The organism is Enterobacter cloacae complex sp. HYC074_NIDB, from assembly GCF_056673345.1.
In genome coordinates, this window is sequence record NZ_CP114214.1 from 4,690,128 (window position 1) to 4,705,059 (window position 14,932).

At 56.2% G+C, this 14,932-nt stretch carries 15 protein-coding genes; 8 read left to right on the top strand and 7 right to left on the bottom strand.

Going from position 1 to position 14,932, the window contains the following annotated elements; all coding sequences use genetic code 11:
- Positions 1-114: 114 nt before the first annotated feature.
- The 4 genes from O1724_RS22715 to fpr all read left to right on the top strand — a co-directional run bounded on the left by O1724_RS22715 (position 115) and on the right by fpr (position 4,467).
- Positions 115-960: an MIP/aquaporin family protein gene (locus tag O1724_RS22715; RefSeq protein ID WP_003862030.1), complete on the top strand. Its 846-nt coding sequence runs from the start codon at positions 115-117 to the stop codon at positions 958-960.
- A 21-nt stretch (positions 961-981) separates the two neighbouring features.
- On the top strand, positions 982-2,490 hold the full coding sequence (gene glpK, locus O1724_RS22720; RefSeq protein WP_003862028.1) for a glycerol kinase GlpK: 1,509 nt from the start codon (positions 982-984) through the stop codon (positions 2,488-2,490).
- A gap of 123 nt (positions 2,491-2,613) precedes the next feature.
- Positions 2,614-3,624 (top strand): class II fructose-bisphosphatase, encoded by a 1,011-nt coding sequence (glpX, locus tag O1724_RS22725; RefSeq protein WP_023315041.1) that lies wholly within the window; start codon positions 2,614-2,616, stop codon positions 3,622-3,624.
- A 96-nt stretch (positions 3,625-3,720) separates the two neighbouring features.
- Positions 3,721-4,467 carry a ferredoxin--NADP(+) reductase gene (fpr, locus tag O1724_RS22730; protein ID WP_003862024.1) on the top strand — a complete coding sequence of 249 codons (747 nt, stop codon included), beginning with the start codon at positions 3,721-3,723 and terminating at the stop codon, positions 4,465-4,467.
- On the opposite strand, the gene O1724_RS22735 is transcribed toward fpr, so the two are convergent.
- Positions 4,468-4,887: a DUF805 domain-containing protein gene (locus O1724_RS22735; protein ID WP_003862022.1), complete on the bottom strand. Its 420-nt coding sequence runs from the start codon at positions 4,885-4,887 to the stop codon at positions 4,468-4,470.
- Between the two features lie 112 nt (positions 4,888-4,999).
- Here O1724_RS22735 and O1724_RS22740 point away from each other — a divergent pair, with 112 nt between their 5' ends.
- Both O1724_RS22740 and tpiA read left to right on the top strand, forming a co-directional pair.
- Positions 5,000-5,596, top strand: coding sequence for a DUF1454 family protein (locus O1724_RS22740; RefSeq protein WP_003862020.1), 597 nt, complete (start codon positions 5,000-5,002; stop codon positions 5,594-5,596).
- A 111-nt stretch (positions 5,597-5,707) separates the two neighbouring features.
- Entirely contained in the window at positions 5,708-6,475 is a 768-nt protein-coding gene (tpiA, locus tag O1724_RS22745; RefSeq protein ID WP_003862019.1) for a triose-phosphate isomerase, read from the top strand.
- A gap of 47 nt (positions 6,476-6,522) precedes the next feature.
- On the opposite strand, the gene O1724_RS22750 is transcribed toward tpiA, so the two are convergent.
- From O1724_RS22750 to cpxP, 6 genes are all read right to left on the bottom strand, one after another.
- Positions 6,523-7,827, bottom strand: a complete 1,305-nt coding sequence (locus tag O1724_RS22750) for an SLC13 family permease (protein WP_032608110.1) — start codon at positions 7,825-7,827, stop codon at positions 6,523-6,525.
- A gap of 73 nt (positions 7,828-7,900) precedes the next feature.
- On the bottom strand, positions 7,901-8,644 hold the full coding sequence (locus O1724_RS22755) for a CDP-diacylglycerol diphosphatase (RefSeq protein WP_003862014.1): 744 nt from the start codon (positions 8,642-8,644) through the stop codon (positions 7,901-7,903).
- Positions 8,645-8,755: 111 nt separating this feature from the next.
- Positions 8,756-9,745, bottom strand: coding sequence for a sulfate ABC transporter substrate-binding protein (locus O1724_RS22760; RefSeq protein WP_003862012.1), 990 nt, complete (start codon positions 9,743-9,745; stop codon positions 8,756-8,758).
- 230 nt (positions 9,746-9,975) lie between these two features.
- The gene (pfkA, locus tag O1724_RS22765) at positions 9,976-10,938 is read right to left on the bottom strand and encodes a 6-phosphofructokinase (protein WP_003862009.1); all 963 of its coding nucleotides are present in this window, start codon (positions 10,936-10,938) and stop codon (positions 9,976-9,978) included.
- 184 nt (positions 10,939-11,122) lie between these two features.
- On the bottom strand, positions 11,123-12,007 hold the full coding sequence (gene fieF, locus O1724_RS22770) for a CDF family cation-efflux transporter FieF (RefSeq protein ID WP_022652064.1): 885 nt from the start codon (positions 12,005-12,007) through the stop codon (positions 11,123-11,125).
- Between the two features lie 153 nt (positions 12,008-12,160).
- Positions 12,161-12,667, bottom strand: a complete 507-nt coding sequence (gene cpxP, locus O1724_RS22775; protein ID WP_003862006.1) for a cell-envelope stress modulator CpxP — start codon at positions 12,665-12,667, stop codon at positions 12,161-12,163.
- A 150-nt stretch (positions 12,668-12,817) separates the two neighbouring features.
- On the opposite strand from cpxP, the gene cpxR reads away from it, so the two are divergent.
- On the top strand, positions 12,818-13,516 hold the full coding sequence (gene cpxR, locus O1724_RS22780) for an envelope stress response regulator transcription factor CpxR (RefSeq protein ID WP_003862004.1): 699 nt from the start codon (positions 12,818-12,820) through the stop codon (positions 13,514-13,516).
- Positions 13,513-14,886: an envelope stress sensor histidine kinase CpxA gene (cpxA, locus tag O1724_RS22785; RefSeq protein ID WP_126297311.1), complete on the top strand. Its 1,374-nt coding sequence runs from the start codon at positions 13,513-13,515 to the stop codon at positions 14,884-14,886. The genes cpxR and cpxA overlap by 4 nt, the downstream gene beginning before the upstream one ends.
- Positions 14,887-14,932: the final 46 nt, after the last annotated feature.

Genomic DNA, 14,932 nt, shown 5'->3' on the forward strand with positions numbered 1-14,932 from the left:
ATATTTCTCGTTTGTGCTCGTTAACGATAAATTAACACTATGTCTACAGGGCATCGTGACTGTCACGGGCGGTCACGCAAACAATAAACATTACTCTTTTGCAGGATTCCGATTATGAGTCAGACATCAACCTTAAAAGGCCAGTGCATTGCCGAGTTCCTGGGTACCGGGTTGTTGATATTCTTCGGAGTAGGCTGTGTCGCTGCACTGAAAGTGGCGGGTGCCAGTTTTGGTCAGTGGGAAATCAGTATTATCTGGGGTCTGGGCGTGGCGATGGCCATCTACCTGACCGCAGGGGTTTCCGGCGCACATCTTAACCCGGCGGTGACCATCGCGTTGTGGCTATTCGCGTGCTTTGACGGACGCAAAGTTGTTCCTTTCATCATTTCGCAATTTGCCGGCGCCTTTTGCGCAGCGGCGTTAGTTTACGGGCTTTATTACAATCTTTTCATCGACTTCGAACAGACGCATCATATGGTGCGTGGCAGTGTCGAAAGTCTGGATCTGGCAGGCATTTTCTCAACGTATCCGAATCCGCATATCAATTTTGTGCAGGCGTTCGCAGTTGAAATGGTGATTACCGCTATTCTGATGGGCGTCATTATGGCGCTGGGCGACGACGGAAACGGCATTCCGCGCGGCCCGCTGGCACCACTTCTGATTGGCCTTCTGATTGCGGTGATTGGCGCATCCATGGGTCCGCTGACCGGTTTTGCGATGAATCCGGCGCGTGACCTGGGTCCAAAAACCTTCGCCTTCTTTGCGGGATGGGGCGATGTCGCCTTCACGGGCGGCAAAGACATTCCTTACTTCCTGGTTCCGCTGTTCGGGCCAATTGTAGGGGCGGCACTGGGCGCATTCGGCTATCGCAAATTAATTGGTCGCCACTTACCGTGCGACACCTGTGTGGAAGAGGAAAAAGAGACAACTTCCACCACACAACAAAAAGCTTCGCTGTAATCTGACTACGGGACACATACCATGACCGAAAAAAAATATATCGTTGCGCTCGACCAGGGCACTACCAGCTCCCGCGCTGTCGTAATGGATCATGACGCGAACATTGTCAGCGTGTCTCAACGCGAATTTGAGCAAATTTATCCGCGTCCAGGCTGGGTTGAACACGACCCGATGGAGATCTGGGCGTCACAAAGCTCCACGCTGGTGGAAGTGCTGGCGAAAGCCGACATCAGTTCTGACCAGATTGCCGCTATCGGTATCACCAACCAGCGTGAAACGACTGTGGTCTGGGAGCGCGAAACCGGTAAGCCCATCTACAACGCCATCGTCTGGCAGTGCCGCCGTACGTCAGAGATCTGCGAACAGCTGAAGCGCGACGGGATGGAAGAGTACGTGCGCAGCGCCACCGGCCTGGTGGTTGACCCCTATTTCTCCGGCACCAAAGTGAAGTGGATCCTCGACCACGTGGAAGGTTCACGCGAGCGCGCACGTCGTGGCGAGCTGCTCTTCGGTACCGTCGATACCTGGCTTATCTGGAAGATGACTCAGGGACGCGTTCACGTCACCGACTACACCAACGCCTCGCGCACCATGCTGTTCAACATCAACACTCTGGAGTGGGATGACAAGATGCTGGACGCGCTGGACATTCCGCGAGCGATGCTGCCAGACGTGCGTAAATCTTCAGAAGTGTACGGTCAGACCAACATTGGCGGTAAAGGCGGCACGCGTATTCCTATCGCCGGTATCGCCGGTGACCAGCAGGCAGCCCTGTTCGGCCAGCTGTGCGTAAAAGAAGGGATGGCGAAGAACACCTACGGCACCGGCTGCTTTATGCTGATGAACACGGGCGAGAAAGCGGTGAAATCAGAAAACGGTCTGCTGACCACCATCGCCTGCGGCCCGCGCGGCGAAGTGAACTATGCCCTGGAAGGCGCGGTATTCATGGCGGGTGCCTCCATTCAGTGGCTGCGCGACGAGATGAAGCTGATTAGCGACGCGTTTGACTCCGAATACTTCGCGACCAAAGTGAAAGACACCAACGGCGTGTACGTGGTGCCAGCGTTCACCGGTCTGGGCGCACCGTACTGGGATCCGTACGCCCGCGGCGCGATTTTCGGCCTGACGCGCGGCGTGAACTCTAACCACATCATTCGCGCGACGCTGGAATCCATCGCCTACCAGACGCGCGACGTGCTGGAAGCGATGCAGGCTGACTCTGGCATTCGTCTGCACGCCCTGCGCGTGGACGGCGGTGCAGTAGCCAACAACTTTCTGATGCAGTTCCAGTCCGACATTCTGGGCACTCGCGTTGAACGTCCTGAGGTGCGAGAAGTGACGGCGCTGGGCGCGGCGTATCTGGCAGGTCTGGCGGTTGGCTTCTGGCAAAACCTCGACGAGCTTCAGGAAAAAGCGGTTATCGAACGCGAATTCCGTCCTGGCATCGAAACCACCGAGCGCAACTACCGCTACAGCGGCTGGAAGAAAGCGGTGAAACGTGCCCTGGCGTGGGAAGAGCACGACGAGTAAGCCTATATTCCCTCTCCCCTGGGGAGAGGGTTAGGGTGAGGGGCTCCAACCGCACCGGTCCCCTCGCCCCTCCCCACTCTGTGATAAACTTCGTGCAATTCCTTTTGATTGTACGAGTACCTCATGAAACGTGAACTTGCTATCGAGTTTTCCCGCGTCACCGAAGCTGCCGCCCTCGCAGGCTACAAGTGGCTGGGCCGTGGCGACAAAAATACCGCAGACGGCGCAGCCGTCCACGCCATGCGCATTGTGCTTAATCAGGTTAACATCGACGGCACTATCGTCATCGGTGAAGGCGAGATCGACGAAGCGCCGATGCTCTACATCGGTGAAAAGGTCGGGACCGGCAAAGGCGATGCGGTGGATATCGCGGTCGACCCGATCGAAGGCACGCGCATGACGGCGATGGGCCAGGCCAACGCGCTGGCGGTACTGGCGGTGGGCGATAAGGGCTGCTTCCTCAACGCGCCCGATATGTACATGGAAAAGCTGATCGTCGGTCCTGGCGCTAAAGGCGCTATCGACCTTAGTCTGCCGCTGGACGCCAACCTGCGCAATATCGCTGCGGCGCTGGGTAAAGCGCTCAGCGAACTCACCGTGACCATTCTGGCAAAACCGCGCCACGACGCCACCATCGCGTACCTGCAAACGCTTGGCGTGCGCGTATTTGCTATTCCGGATGGCGACGTTGCCGCCTCTATTCTGACCTGCATGCCTGACAGCGAAGTCGACGTGCTTTACGGCATCGGCGGCGCGCCGGAGGGTGTGGTCTCTGCGGCAGTGATCCGCGCGCTGGACGGCGATATGCAGGCGCGTCTGCTGCCACGCCATGAGGTCAAAGGCGACAGCGACGAGAACCTTCGCATTGGTGCAGACGAACTGGCGCGCTGCGCGGCGATGGGCATCGAGGCCAATAAAGTGCTCGCGCTAAACGAGATGGCCCGCAGCGATAACGTGGTCTTCTCCGCAACCGGCATCACCAAAGGCGATCTGCTGGACGGCATCACCCGCAAGGGCAACATGGCCACCACTGAAACCCTGCTGATCCGCGGTAAATCCCGCACTATTCGCCGCATTAAGTCCATTCATTATCTCGATCGTAAAGATCCGGACGTACAGACGCACATTCTGTAAAACCGTTTGATCGATAGAGCTTTCCGGCCCGAATGGGCTGGAAATGTTTCCCACAAGTACGGAAGATAGAAGAGAGAAACAGCACAGGAGAAGATCATGGCGGACTGGGTAACAGGTAAAGTCACAAAGGTACAGTTCTGGACCGATGCGCTATTTAGCCTCACGCTGCACGCTCCCGTTCATCCGTTTACTGCCGGGCAGTTTGCCAAACTCGGGCTGGATATCGACGGTGAACGCGTACAGCGCGCCTACTCTTACGTTAATGCGCCTGATAACCCGGACCTTGAGTTCTATCTGGTCACCGTCCCGGACGGTAAGCTCAGCCCGCGCCTCGCCGCGCTGAAGCCAGGCGATGAAGTGCAGATTGTCTCCGACGCGGCGGGGTTCTTCGTGCTGGATGAAATCCCCGACTGTGACACGCTCTGGATGCTGGCGACCGGCACGGCCATCGGCCCGTATCTTTCCATTCTGCAATACGGCAAAGATCTGGAGCGCTTTAAAAATATCGTGCTGGTTCACGCCGCGCGCTACGCCGCAGACCTGAGCTATTTGCCGCAGATGCAGGCGCTGGAACAGCGATATGGCGGAAAGTTAAAAATTCAGACGGTGGTCAGCCGCGAAACCGCAGCTGGCTCGTTAACCGGTCGCGTTCCGGCGTTGATTGAAAGCGGCGCGCTGGAAGAGGCGGTGGGTTTACCGATGAATACCGAAACCAGCCATGTGATGCTGTGCGGTAACCCGCAGATGGTACGCGATACGCAGCAGCTGCTGAAAGATACCCGACAGATGACGAAGCACCTTCGCCGCCGGCCGGGCCACATGACCGCTGAACACTACTGGTGATCAGCGGTACTTCACCTCAAGGGTATCTTTTCCATATTTGTTCTCGCTCTGGGTGCCGATAAACGCGCCCAGTTCGACAACCATCATTACAAAGATAACCGTCGGCAGCAGTCTGCCCACCACCCATGGGAGGATTGAGGGCAGCAATGACCAGTTCCCCGCCACCAGCATCCACGCCAGAATAATCAGGAAAGCCCATGCGCCGGAGCGGCCACGATCGTGCAGACGTTTCACCACCACGGCGGCGGTTGGCCACAGTAAACAGACCAGCGCAAATGCCGCGGTTTGCGTGCTCAGCCATGCGTTGTAGGCAACAAAAAACAGAAGCAGCATGGCGACAACCCACGTTGCAATCCAGATCCAGAAGTCACGGCGCCCAATACGCCCTTTGAATGAAAACAGCCACTGCTGTATGGTCATGTAAGGTTCCTTATTATTGTTTAGCCCGCATTTTACCCTGGAGTTGTGACCTTTTGACAAGCCGACCAGATATCGTTTTAATCATGGGCAATGACGGCCAGGGGCAATGTTGATGAAAAGTTCGGCACACTCTCTTTATTTGTGTTTAGCGATGCTGAGCGCCAGTTTTTCCCTGTACGCCACGGAAACGGCTTCCCCGGTCACCGCCCCCTATCTTCTGGCGGGCGCTCCCTCTTTCGATCAATCTATCAGCCAGTTCCGCGAAGCCTTCAACAAAGAAAACCCCTCACTTCCGTTGGGAGAGTTCCGAGCGATTGACAGCGCCCGCGATACGCCGACCCTGACCCGCGCGGCCAGCAAAATTAACGAGAATCTGTATGCCTCTACCGCCCTTGAGCGCGGAACGTTAAAAATCAAAAGCATGCAGATCACCTGGCTGCCGATTCAGGGCCCAGAGCAGAAAGCGGCGAAAGCGAAAGCGCTGGAGTACATGAGCGCTATTCTGCGCGCCTTTACCCCCACCTTCACGAAAGCACAAAGCCAGCAAAAGCTGCAAAAACTACTTACCGCGGGGAAAAACAAACGCTATTACGCCGATACGGAAGGTGCCGTTCGCTATGTCGTCGCAGATAACGGCGAAAAGGGGCTGACCTTCGCGGTTGAACCGATTAAGCTGGCCCTATCAGACGCACTCGAGGGGGCGAATTAATGACAAAAAGCAAAGCCTTTCGAGGGAAAATCTCTATACTGATTCACAGACCATGCTGCCCTTAAGGGTGGCCATATTCCTTAATTCGCTTATTGAGCGTGGAGAATTGAAATGCGACATCCTTTAGTGATGGGTAACTGGAAACTGAACGGCAGCCGCCACATGGTAAACGAACTGGTTGCTAACCTGCGTAAAGAGCTGGCTGGCGTGACCGGCTGCGCGGTTGCTATCGCTCCGCCGGATATGTACCTGGATCTGGCTAAACGTGCCGCTGACGGCAGCCACATCATTCTGGGCGCGCAGAACGTTGACGTTAACCTGTCTGGCGCGTTTACCGGTGAAACCTCCGCTGAAATGCTGAAAGACATCGGCGCGAAATACATCATCATCGGCCACTCTGAGCGTCGCACCTACCACAAAGAATCTGACGAGTTCATCGCGAAGAAATTCGCTGTGCTGAAAGAGCAGGGTCTGATCCCGGTTCTGTGCATCGGTGAAACCGAAGCAGAAAACGAAGCGGGTAAAACCGAAGAAGTGTGCGCACGTCAGATCGACGCTGTGCTGAAAACCCAGGGCGCGGCAGCGTTCGAAGGCGCGGTTATCGCTTACGAGCCAGTCTGGGCGATCGGTACCGGCAAATCTGCAACTCCAGCGCAGGCACAGGCGGTGCACAAGTTCATTCGTGACCACATTGCAAAAGCAGACGCGAAAGTGGCGGAGCAGGTCATCATCCAGTACGGCGGTTCCGTTAACGCATCAAACGCAGCTGAGCTGTTCACCCAGCCAGACATCGATGGCGCGCTGGTTGGCGGCGCATCCCTGAAAGCAGACGCTTTCGCGGTGATCGTTAAAGCGGCAGAAGCGGCTAAGCAGGCGTAATTGCCTTTGGGGCGGGTGGCGCTTCGCTAACCCGCCCTACAAAACCACTACAAACGTCCTAATACGCTAAACCACAAATAATCCAGCGGCAGCAGCACCAGATACGTCGCAATCGCCAGCGCCAGGCAGAGCAGCATCCCCGCCTTCGCAGGCACTTTCCCTAAGCCCATCGCCACCACAATCGGCGACGCCTGATACGGCAGCAACGGTGTGGAATACCCCAGCACCTGAATCATGATCACCGACAGCAGCGGGAAGCCGGTCGCGTCCGAGAAGCTCTGCGCCAGCGTGGTGTACAGCGCCGGAACGCCATTGGCGGTCATAATGAAGTTGAGCGCCGTGGTGATCCCCGTCAGCGCCAGGAAGCTGGTAAACGGGCGATCTGCATCCAGCGGCATGATATGGAGCAACGCCTCGCCTACGGCCGCACCGATACCGGTCTGCGTCACCGTAATGGCCAGCCCGAGTATACCCGCGACGTAAATACAGGTGCGCATATTCACCCCCGCCGAGAACTCCTCCCCGGTGATAAAACCTATACGCGGCAGCATAACGACGACCGAGGCCGCCAGCCCTGTCCACGCTGGGCCCACGCCGTGCCAGCTCTCCGTCACCCACATCGTCAACACCACCGCCAGCAGCCAGGCGAGCCGTTTTTCGTCACGCCCCATCGGTTCCGATGGCGCGAGATCCTTCGCCGGTTTCGGGTTGCCGGGGAACAGCCAGCAGATCAGGCCAATCAGAATCAGGCCTTTGAGAATACCCAGCACCGGCGTGTGCAGCAGCAGATACGGGACATAGTTGAGGTGGATACCGTATGAGCCTTCCGCCGCGCCGCTCATCACCAGGTTGGGCACGTTGGCGGGCAAAATAGTGGCCGAGAGCTGGAAGGTGCCAAACCCGACCGCCAGCGCCAGGCCAAACCAGGCCCGCGAGCCATCAGGAATGCCGGCCCGCTTCGCCATCGCGGCGACAATCGGCATCAGCAGAGCAATACGTCCCATGTTCGACGGCATCACGAATGCCAGGGCATAGCTCAGTAGCACAACGCTTGCCACCATCAGCACCCAGGAGTCGGTAAGCTTTGCCGACAGCGCCCGGGCGGCCCTGTCCGCCAGGCCGGTTTTCCGAATCGCCACACCCAGCACAAAGCCGCTGAACACCAGCCAGAAGGCAGACGAGGCGAAGCCGCCGAAGATTACTTCCGGCGGGGCGATTCTGGCGGCCATCGCCGCCGTGAAAAACAGCAGCGCGGTGATAAATTCGGGCAACAGCGACGTCGCCCACAGCACGATGGTGACGCCGACGATCAGCGAGGGAAGCAGCAGAGGATGCGTTAACCAGAGCGACATACCTGTCTCCTGTAGAATTTTTCAGCAAGTCTACGGCGACAGGCAGGGCGAGTAAACGCTATTTATGGTGGGGTCACTTCAGGATATCGCATTGATGATCCTGCAATTCCTCAGCTGACGCGCGGTTAAAGGTAAGCAAATTACGCTCTGTCGCCAGCAATACAAACGAGCCGTCTGACTGCTGCGCCATCGCCAGCGCGAAGCGTCCCATATGGTCGCGCGCTTCTGGCAGCTCTTCCGCCAGCATCATAAACGGGCTGCGCTGCACCAGTTCGTTCTCCGTCACCCGACGGGCAAGGTATTCATGCCCTTCCAGCCCGCCCGGAAGCGGTAACCACTGGGTGCTGATTTGCCCCTGCGACGCGTTCAGCTTCTCGCGCACGTCTGGGCGCAGACAGGAGATGTGGATATGAAAATGGTTTTGCGTGCGCCCGGTCGGGGAGTTGATGGTTAGCGAAACGGCGCTGTCAGGCACGTCGGCCCCTCGTTTCATGCTCATAAAATGACGAGACTGCCATGCCAGCCAGAAGAAATTCGGTGTCTGCGGCTCTGTCAGCAGCGGGCTTTCAGTGCCGTTGATACGGTACGTGGGCATCAGCAGGTATTGCAGCGGTCCGTTGCGGTCTTTGAACACCACGTAGCCCGCATCTGGCTTCACCTGCGCGCACGGTGCCGGGTTACGGTTATGCAGCTGGTTGGGCACACACTGGTCGAGAACAATATGACGCAACGCATTCGGATTACCCGCTTTCATCCAGTACACGCCGCCTGCGGCAAGGGCGATAACGATCAGAATCAGTAAGATAATTTTTTTCACAACGCGTTCCCTGTTTTCAATAGAGGCAAAAGAGTAACGCAAAATGATGACCAAATAAAAAACCCGGCGGATTTCTCACACCGGGTTACCGTGTCGTTCTTTGTAAAACGCTTAGCGCTTGCTGATCTGGTCGAAGGTGCCGCCGTTAGAAAAGTGCTCTTTCTGCGCTTTGGTCCAGCCGCCAAAAACATCATCGATAGTAAACAGCTTCAGTTTCGGGAAGGCGTTTTCGTATTTCTTCGCGACGGCCTCATCGCGTGGGCGGTAGAAGTTTTTCGCCGCAATTTCCTGCCCTTCCGGTGAGTAGAGGTACTTCAGGTAGGCTTCCGCCACCGCTTTGGTGCCCTTCTTATCAACAACCTTATCGACGACGGAGACGGTCGGCTCAGCGAGGATCGATTCGCTCGGGGTGACGATCTCGAACTTGTCTTTACCCAGCTCGTTGGTCGCCAGCAGGGCTTCGTTTTCCCAGGCGATCAGCACGTCGCCGATGCCGCGCTCGACGAAGGTGTTGGTTGCGCCGCGCGCGCCGGAGTCCAGCACTTCGACGTTTTTAAACAGTGCTTTGACGAAGTCCTGTGCTTTGGCCTGATCGCCGTTGTTGTGGTGCAGCGCGTAGCCCCAGGCCGCCAGGTAGTTCCAGCGTGCGCCGCCGGAACTTTTCGGGTTCGGGGTAATGACAGACACGCCCGGCTTAATCAGGTCGTTCCAGTCTTTAATCTGTTTCGGGTTGCCTTTGCGCACCAGGAAGACGATGGTCGAGGTGTATGGCGCAGAGTTGTCCGGCAGGCGCTTGATCCAGTTTTTGTCGATACGGCCACGCTCCGCGATCGCATCCACGTCATAAGCCAGCGCCAGGGTCACCACGTCGGCTTCGATACCGTTGATCACCGATGTCGCCTGCTTACCGGAACCGCCGTGAGACTGGCGAACCACCACGTTATCGCCGGTTTCCTGTTTCCAGTGCGCCGCGAAAGCTTTGTTGTACTGGTCGTACAGTTCACGCGTCGGATCGTACGACACATTCAGTAACTGAATGTCCTTTGCCAGAACGCTGGTTGATGCCAGCAATAATGTTAACCCCACGCCCCATTTATTCATCGCCCAGCTCTCTTGTGTAGTGTTTTGATGAATGCAGCGTGCCAGAAAGCTAATCGATGATTAAAGAATAAAAAAAGATTGGCTATAACGTGAAGGAATAAAAAAATGAATGAGCGGCCTGATGCCCTCACCCCAACCCTCTCCCACGGGAGAGGGAGCAACCATAAAAAACGGTAACCCAAGGGTTACCGTTTTGCATTTACCTTGTCACCACCGGGCAACAGAGCCAATCAGTACAGTTTTTTCGCACAGTCCAGCCAGTCACCCTTGAACGGACGCTTCATGTTTTCAATGGCGTCGATGATGTCATGGTGAACCAGTTTCTCGTTCTGGATACCGACGCAGCGGCCGCCGTGGCCCTGTAGCAGCAGCTCGATCGCGTACGCGCCCATGCGGGACGCCAGGATACGGTCGTACGGGCCTGGGGAACCGCCACGCTGGATGTGACCCAGAACGGTCGCGCGGGTTTCGCGTTTGGTTTCGGTTTCGATGTACTTCGCCAGCTCGTCAACGTCACAGATGTGCTCGGTGATGGCAACGATGGCATGTTTCTTACCTTTCGCGATACCAGCTTTGATTTCAGCGACCAGATCTTCACGGCTGAATTCCACTTCCGGCACCACCACGAACTCACAGCCACCGGCAATTGCCGCCGCCAGAGTCAGGTCACCGCAGTAACGGCCCATCACTTCAACAATGGAAATACGCTGGTGAGAGGAAGAGGTGTCACGCAGGCGGTCAATCGCTTCCACAACGGTACCCAGCGCGGTGAAGTAACCGATGGTGTAGTCGGTGCCTTTAATGTCGTTGTCGATGGTGCCAGGCAGGCCGATGCACGGGAAGCCCATTTCAGTCAGACGTTTTGCACCCATGTAGGAGCCGTCGCCGCCGATAACCACCAGCGCATCCAGACCCCGTTTTTTCATGTTTTCGATAGCCACTTCACGGATGTGTTCGTCACGGAATTCCGGGAAGCGTGCAGAACCGAGGAAAGTACCGCCACGGTTGATCATGTCAGACACGCTGTAGCGGTCGAGCTGAACCATGCGGTCTTCATACAGACCCAGGTAACCGTCATAGATACCAAAAACTTCCAGACCTTCCGTCAGCGCTGCACGGACAACCCCCCGGATTGCCGCGTTCATGCCCGGCGCATCACCGCCGCTTGTCAACACACCGATTTTCTTAATCATGACTACCTCTGAACTTAGGAATGCAAAATTGAAATCTGCTGCCGGAAGAAACTGTTCAACCGTCGAATACTGCAAATAGTATATCAATCCCTTCCAGCTGAATTGATTCAGGTCAGGCCATATGGTGGTAATTTATCCACAAAATGCTGCTCTGGCTCACTTTTTTACAACGAATTACGAAAGCTCAAAACGCCCTGGGTACGACAGAGCATGGGTCCTGGTGAATAATGACGTCTGACCCAGGGAAACGCTGCAAAATCGCCTGCTCCACCTGTTCAGCGACCATATGCGCCTGAACCAGTGGCAGGTTGTCTTCCATTTCCAAATGAATCTGAATAAAGCGGGTCGGCCCTGACTGCCGCGTACGAAGATCGTGAGCACCACTGACGCCAGGCCAGTTGGTCACGATGGCATAAATTTCATCACGTTCTGCATCCGGAAGCGCACGGTCAAGAAGCGACTGTACCGCGTCATACCCCATCCGCAAGGCGCTGTATAAAATATAGATCCCTATCCCTAACGCAAACAACGCATCGGCCCGATGCCAGCCATACCAGGCCAGACCAAGCGCAATAAGAATAGCCCCATTCATCATAACATCAGACTGATAATGAAGCATATCGGCCCGTACAGCCTGGCTTTGTGTTTTGCGTACAACCCAGCGCTGGAACGTTACAAGAACAAGTGTGCTTATAAGAGCAACTACCGTTACGACCACGCCAACGCCCGGATCGTTCATTGGTGACGGCGAAACAAGATGCTGAATGCCTGTCAAAAACAGGAAAAGCGCAGAGCCCGAAATAAACATGCTTTGTGCCAGCGCGGCCAGCGATTCCGCTTTGCCGTGGCCAAACGTATGCTCTTCATCCGCCGGTTGCAGCGAGTAGCGCACCACCAGCAGGTTGGTCAGCGAGGCGGCAATATCCACCAGTGAGTCCACCAGCGCCGCCAGAATACTGACCGATCCGGTGTACCACCACGCGAAAATTTTAATGATCAGTAAACACGACGCCATCACCGTCGCGGCTATTGCGGCCCGGCTTACCAGCCGTCCATAGGATTGATTCATAAACACTCCTGTCATGCCATGGCGCTAGTATAACGGATGGTGGTGGAGTGAAAGGATGAATAAAGCGTTAACAAACCGGAACGATGGGCAAAAAAAACCCCCACATCATGTGGGGGAAGACAGGGATGGTGTCTATGGCAAGGAAAACAGGGTTTACTGGTTACTACGGGTACTGCTATTGCTACTGAAAAGCGTCATATCTGAGCTTCGCTGCATCCGTGCAACCTCACGCAACTGGTTCATACGTTGCTGATGTTTGGTATTCAAAACCGCTTGCTGCTCGGGCGTTAGCAGGTGGAACATCTGGTTGCGAACCTTCGCCATCTCTACCTGGCGGGCAACCTGTTCCTGCGCCATTTTTTCGGCCTGAGCGCGTACAGCGCTTTCGTCAAAATTTTCTGCTGTGACAAGGCGATGCATTGTCTCCATTTCGCTAACATTAACAGGGGGCTGGTCGTGTCTTGCCCTCTGCATCAGATCTCGCATCTGTTGACGCTGATGTTCGGTTAAACTTATGCCGTCAAACATATGGCTTTGGCTGCTGTGCTGCGTTGCGCCCTCTGCTGAGGAACCGTTATCGCTGATGATAGCTACAGCAGCCTGGCTAAACGCACTGAAGGCCAGCGTTGAGGCCATGACGGCAGCGGTAACTTTGCGCATCACTTGCTCCCAAAATCTTTCGTGTCGCGATTCAACGAGAGACAGTCTACGATTCAGGCTGCAAACATGCGTCAGGGGGTGTAAAACAACGTAAAGTCATGGATTAGATAGCCTTGATGTCGTAATTTCTGCCTCGGAGGTATTTAAACAATGAATAAAATCCTGTTAGTTGATGATGACCGAGAGCTCACATCTCTTTTAAAGGAGTTGCTCGACATGGAAGGTTTCAACGTCCTGGTTGCCCATGATGGCGAGCAGGCGCTGAGTCTCCTTGACGACAGCATCGATTTACTTTTGCTCGACGTCATGATGCCGAAGAAAAACGGTATTGATACGTTGAAAGAGCTTCGCCAGACACACCAGACCCCCGTCATTATGCTAACCGCACGCGGCAGCGAGCTTGACCGCGTACTCGGCCTTGAGCTGGGTGCGGATGACTATTTACCTAAGCCGTTCAACGACCGTGAACTGGTGGCCCGTATTCGCGCGATCCTGCGCCGCTCTCACTGGAGCGAGCAGCAGCAGAATACCGACAACAGCTCACCTACGCTGGAAGTGGACTCCCTGAGCCTGAACCCGGGCCGCCAGGAAGCGAGCTTCGACGGTGAAACGCTGGAGCTAACCGGCACCGAGTTCACCCTGCTGTATCTGCTGGCGCAGCATCTCGGCCAGGTGGTGTCGCGTGAACACTTAAGCCAGGAAGTGCTGGGCAAACGCCTCACCCCGTTTGACCGCGCCATCGACATGCATATCTCGAACCTGCGCCGTAAGCTGCCGGAGCGTAAAGACGGTCATCCCTGGTTCAAAACCCTGCGTGGTCGTGGTTATCTGATGGTTTCCGCTTCATGATAGGCAGCTTAACCGCCCGCATCTTCGCCATCTTCTGGCTGACGCTGGCACTGGTTTTAATGCTCGTTTTGATGTTGCCAAAACTCGACTCACGCCAGATGACGGAGCTACTCGACAGCGAGCAACGTCAGGGCGTGATGATCGAGCAGCACGTGGAAGCGGAGCTGGCAAACGATCCGCCGAACGATTTAATGTGGTGGCGCAGGTTGTTTCGCGCTATCGACAAGTGGGCGCCCCCCGGACAACGTCTTTTACTGGTCACCAGTGAAGGCCGCGTGATTGGGGCCGATCGCAATGAAATGCAGATTATCCGCAACTTTATTGGCCAGGCGGATAATGCCGATCACCCCCAGAAAAAGAAATATGGTCGGGTAGAGATGGTCGGTCCTTTCTCGGTGCGGGATGGGGAAGACAATTATCAGCTCTACCTGATTCGCCCTGCGAGCAGTTCCCAGTCCGACTTCATCAACCTGCTGTTTGACCGTCCGCTTTTGCTGTTGATTGTCACGATGCTGGTCAGTTCCCCGCTGCTATTATGGCTGGCGTGGAGCCTGGCGAAACCGGCGCGTAAGCTGAAAAATGCGGCGGACGAAGTGGCGCAGGGCAACCTGAGGCAGCATCCGGAGCTGGAGTCCGGGCCGCAGGAGTTCCTGGCCGCCGGAACCAGTTTTAACCAGATGGTCTCTGCTCTTGACCGCATGATGACCGCGCAGCAACGCCTGCTGTCGGATATCTCCCACGAGCTGCGGACGCCGCTCACGCGCTTACAGCTGGGTACCGCCCTGCTGCGTCGCCGCAGCGGAGAAAGCAAAGAGCTGGAGCGCATCGAAACCGAAGCGCATCGTCTGGACAGCATGATCAACGATCTGCTGGTCATGTCGCGCAATCAGCAGAAAAACGCGCTGGTGAGCGAAACGGTGAAAGCCAATCACCTCTGGCATGAGGTGCTGGACAACGCGGCGTTTGAAGCGGAGCAGATGGGCAAATCCTTCACCGTTAACTTCCCGCCGGGGCCATGGCCGCTCTACGGTAACCCCAACACGCTGGAAAGCGCGCTGGAGAATATCGTGCGTAACGCCCTGCGCTACTCGCACACGAAGATTGAGGTGGCGTTCTCGGTGGATAAAGACGGGATAACCGTCATTGTCGACGACGACGGTCTTGGCGTCAGCCCGGAAGATCGCGAGCAGATTTTCCGTCCGTTCTACCGTACCGACGAGGCACGCGACCGTGAATCTGGCGGTACGGGACTGGGTCTGGCGATTGTTGAAACCGCCATGCAACAGCACCGTGGCTGGGTGAAAGCCGATGACAGCCCGCTGGGCGGGCTCAGGTTAACGCTGTGGCTGCCGCTGTATAAGCGTTCGTAACCGTATGTGCCGGGTGGCGGCTTCGCCTTACCCGGCCTACTTTCTG

What these genes read in the sequence shown, in the direction of transcription:
- O1724_RS22750 (WP_032608110.1), bottom strand. Translation starts at nt 7,827, where the DNA reads ATGTCGCTCTGGTTAACGCATCCTCTGCTGCTTCCCTCGCTGATCGTC.
- O1724_RS22740 (WP_003862020.1), top strand. Translation starts at nt 5,000, where the DNA reads ATGAAAAGTTCGGCACACTCTCTTTATTTGTGTTTAGCGATGCTGAGC.
- pfkA (WP_003862009.1), bottom strand. Translation starts at nt 10,938, where the DNA reads ATGATTAAGAAAATCGGTGTGTTGACAAGCGGCGGTGATGCGCCGGGC.
- fieF (WP_022652064.1), bottom strand. Translation starts at nt 12,007, where the DNA reads ATGAATCAATCCTATGGACGGCTGGTAAGCCGGGCCGCAATAGCCGCG.
- cpxP (WP_003862006.1), bottom strand. Translation starts at nt 12,667, where the DNA reads ATGCGCAAAGTTACCGCTGCCGTCATGGCCTCAACGCTGGCCTTCAGT.
- O1724_RS22735 (WP_003862022.1), bottom strand. Translation starts at nt 4,887, where the DNA reads ATGACCATACAGCAGTGGCTGTTTTCATTCAAAGGGCGTATTGGGCGC.
- tpiA (WP_003862019.1), top strand. Translation starts at nt 5,708, where the DNA reads ATGCGACATCCTTTAGTGATGGGTAACTGGAAACTGAACGGCAGCCGC.
- cpxR (WP_003862004.1), top strand. Translation starts at nt 12,818, where the DNA reads ATGAATAAAATCCTGTTAGTTGATGATGACCGAGAGCTCACATCTCTT.
- O1724_RS22715 (WP_003862030.1), top strand. Translation starts at nt 115, where the DNA reads ATGAGTCAGACATCAACCTTAAAAGGCCAGTGCATTGCCGAGTTCCTG.
- cpxA (WP_126297311.1), top strand. Translation starts at nt 13,513, where the DNA reads ATGATAGGCAGCTTAACCGCCCGCATCTTCGCCATCTTCTGGCTGACG.
- O1724_RS22760 (WP_003862012.1), bottom strand. Translation starts at nt 9,745, where the DNA reads ATGAATAAATGGGGCGTGGGGTTAACATTATTGCTGGCATCAACCAGC.
- glpK (WP_003862028.1), top strand. Translation starts at nt 982, where the DNA reads ATGACCGAAAAAAAATATATCGTTGCGCTCGACCAGGGCACTACCAGC.
- fpr (WP_003862024.1), top strand. Translation starts at nt 3,721, where the DNA reads ATGGCGGACTGGGTAACAGGTAAAGTCACAAAGGTACAGTTCTGGACC.
- glpX (WP_023315041.1), top strand. Translation starts at nt 2,614, where the DNA reads ATGAAACGTGAACTTGCTATCGAGTTTTCCCGCGTCACCGAAGCTGCC.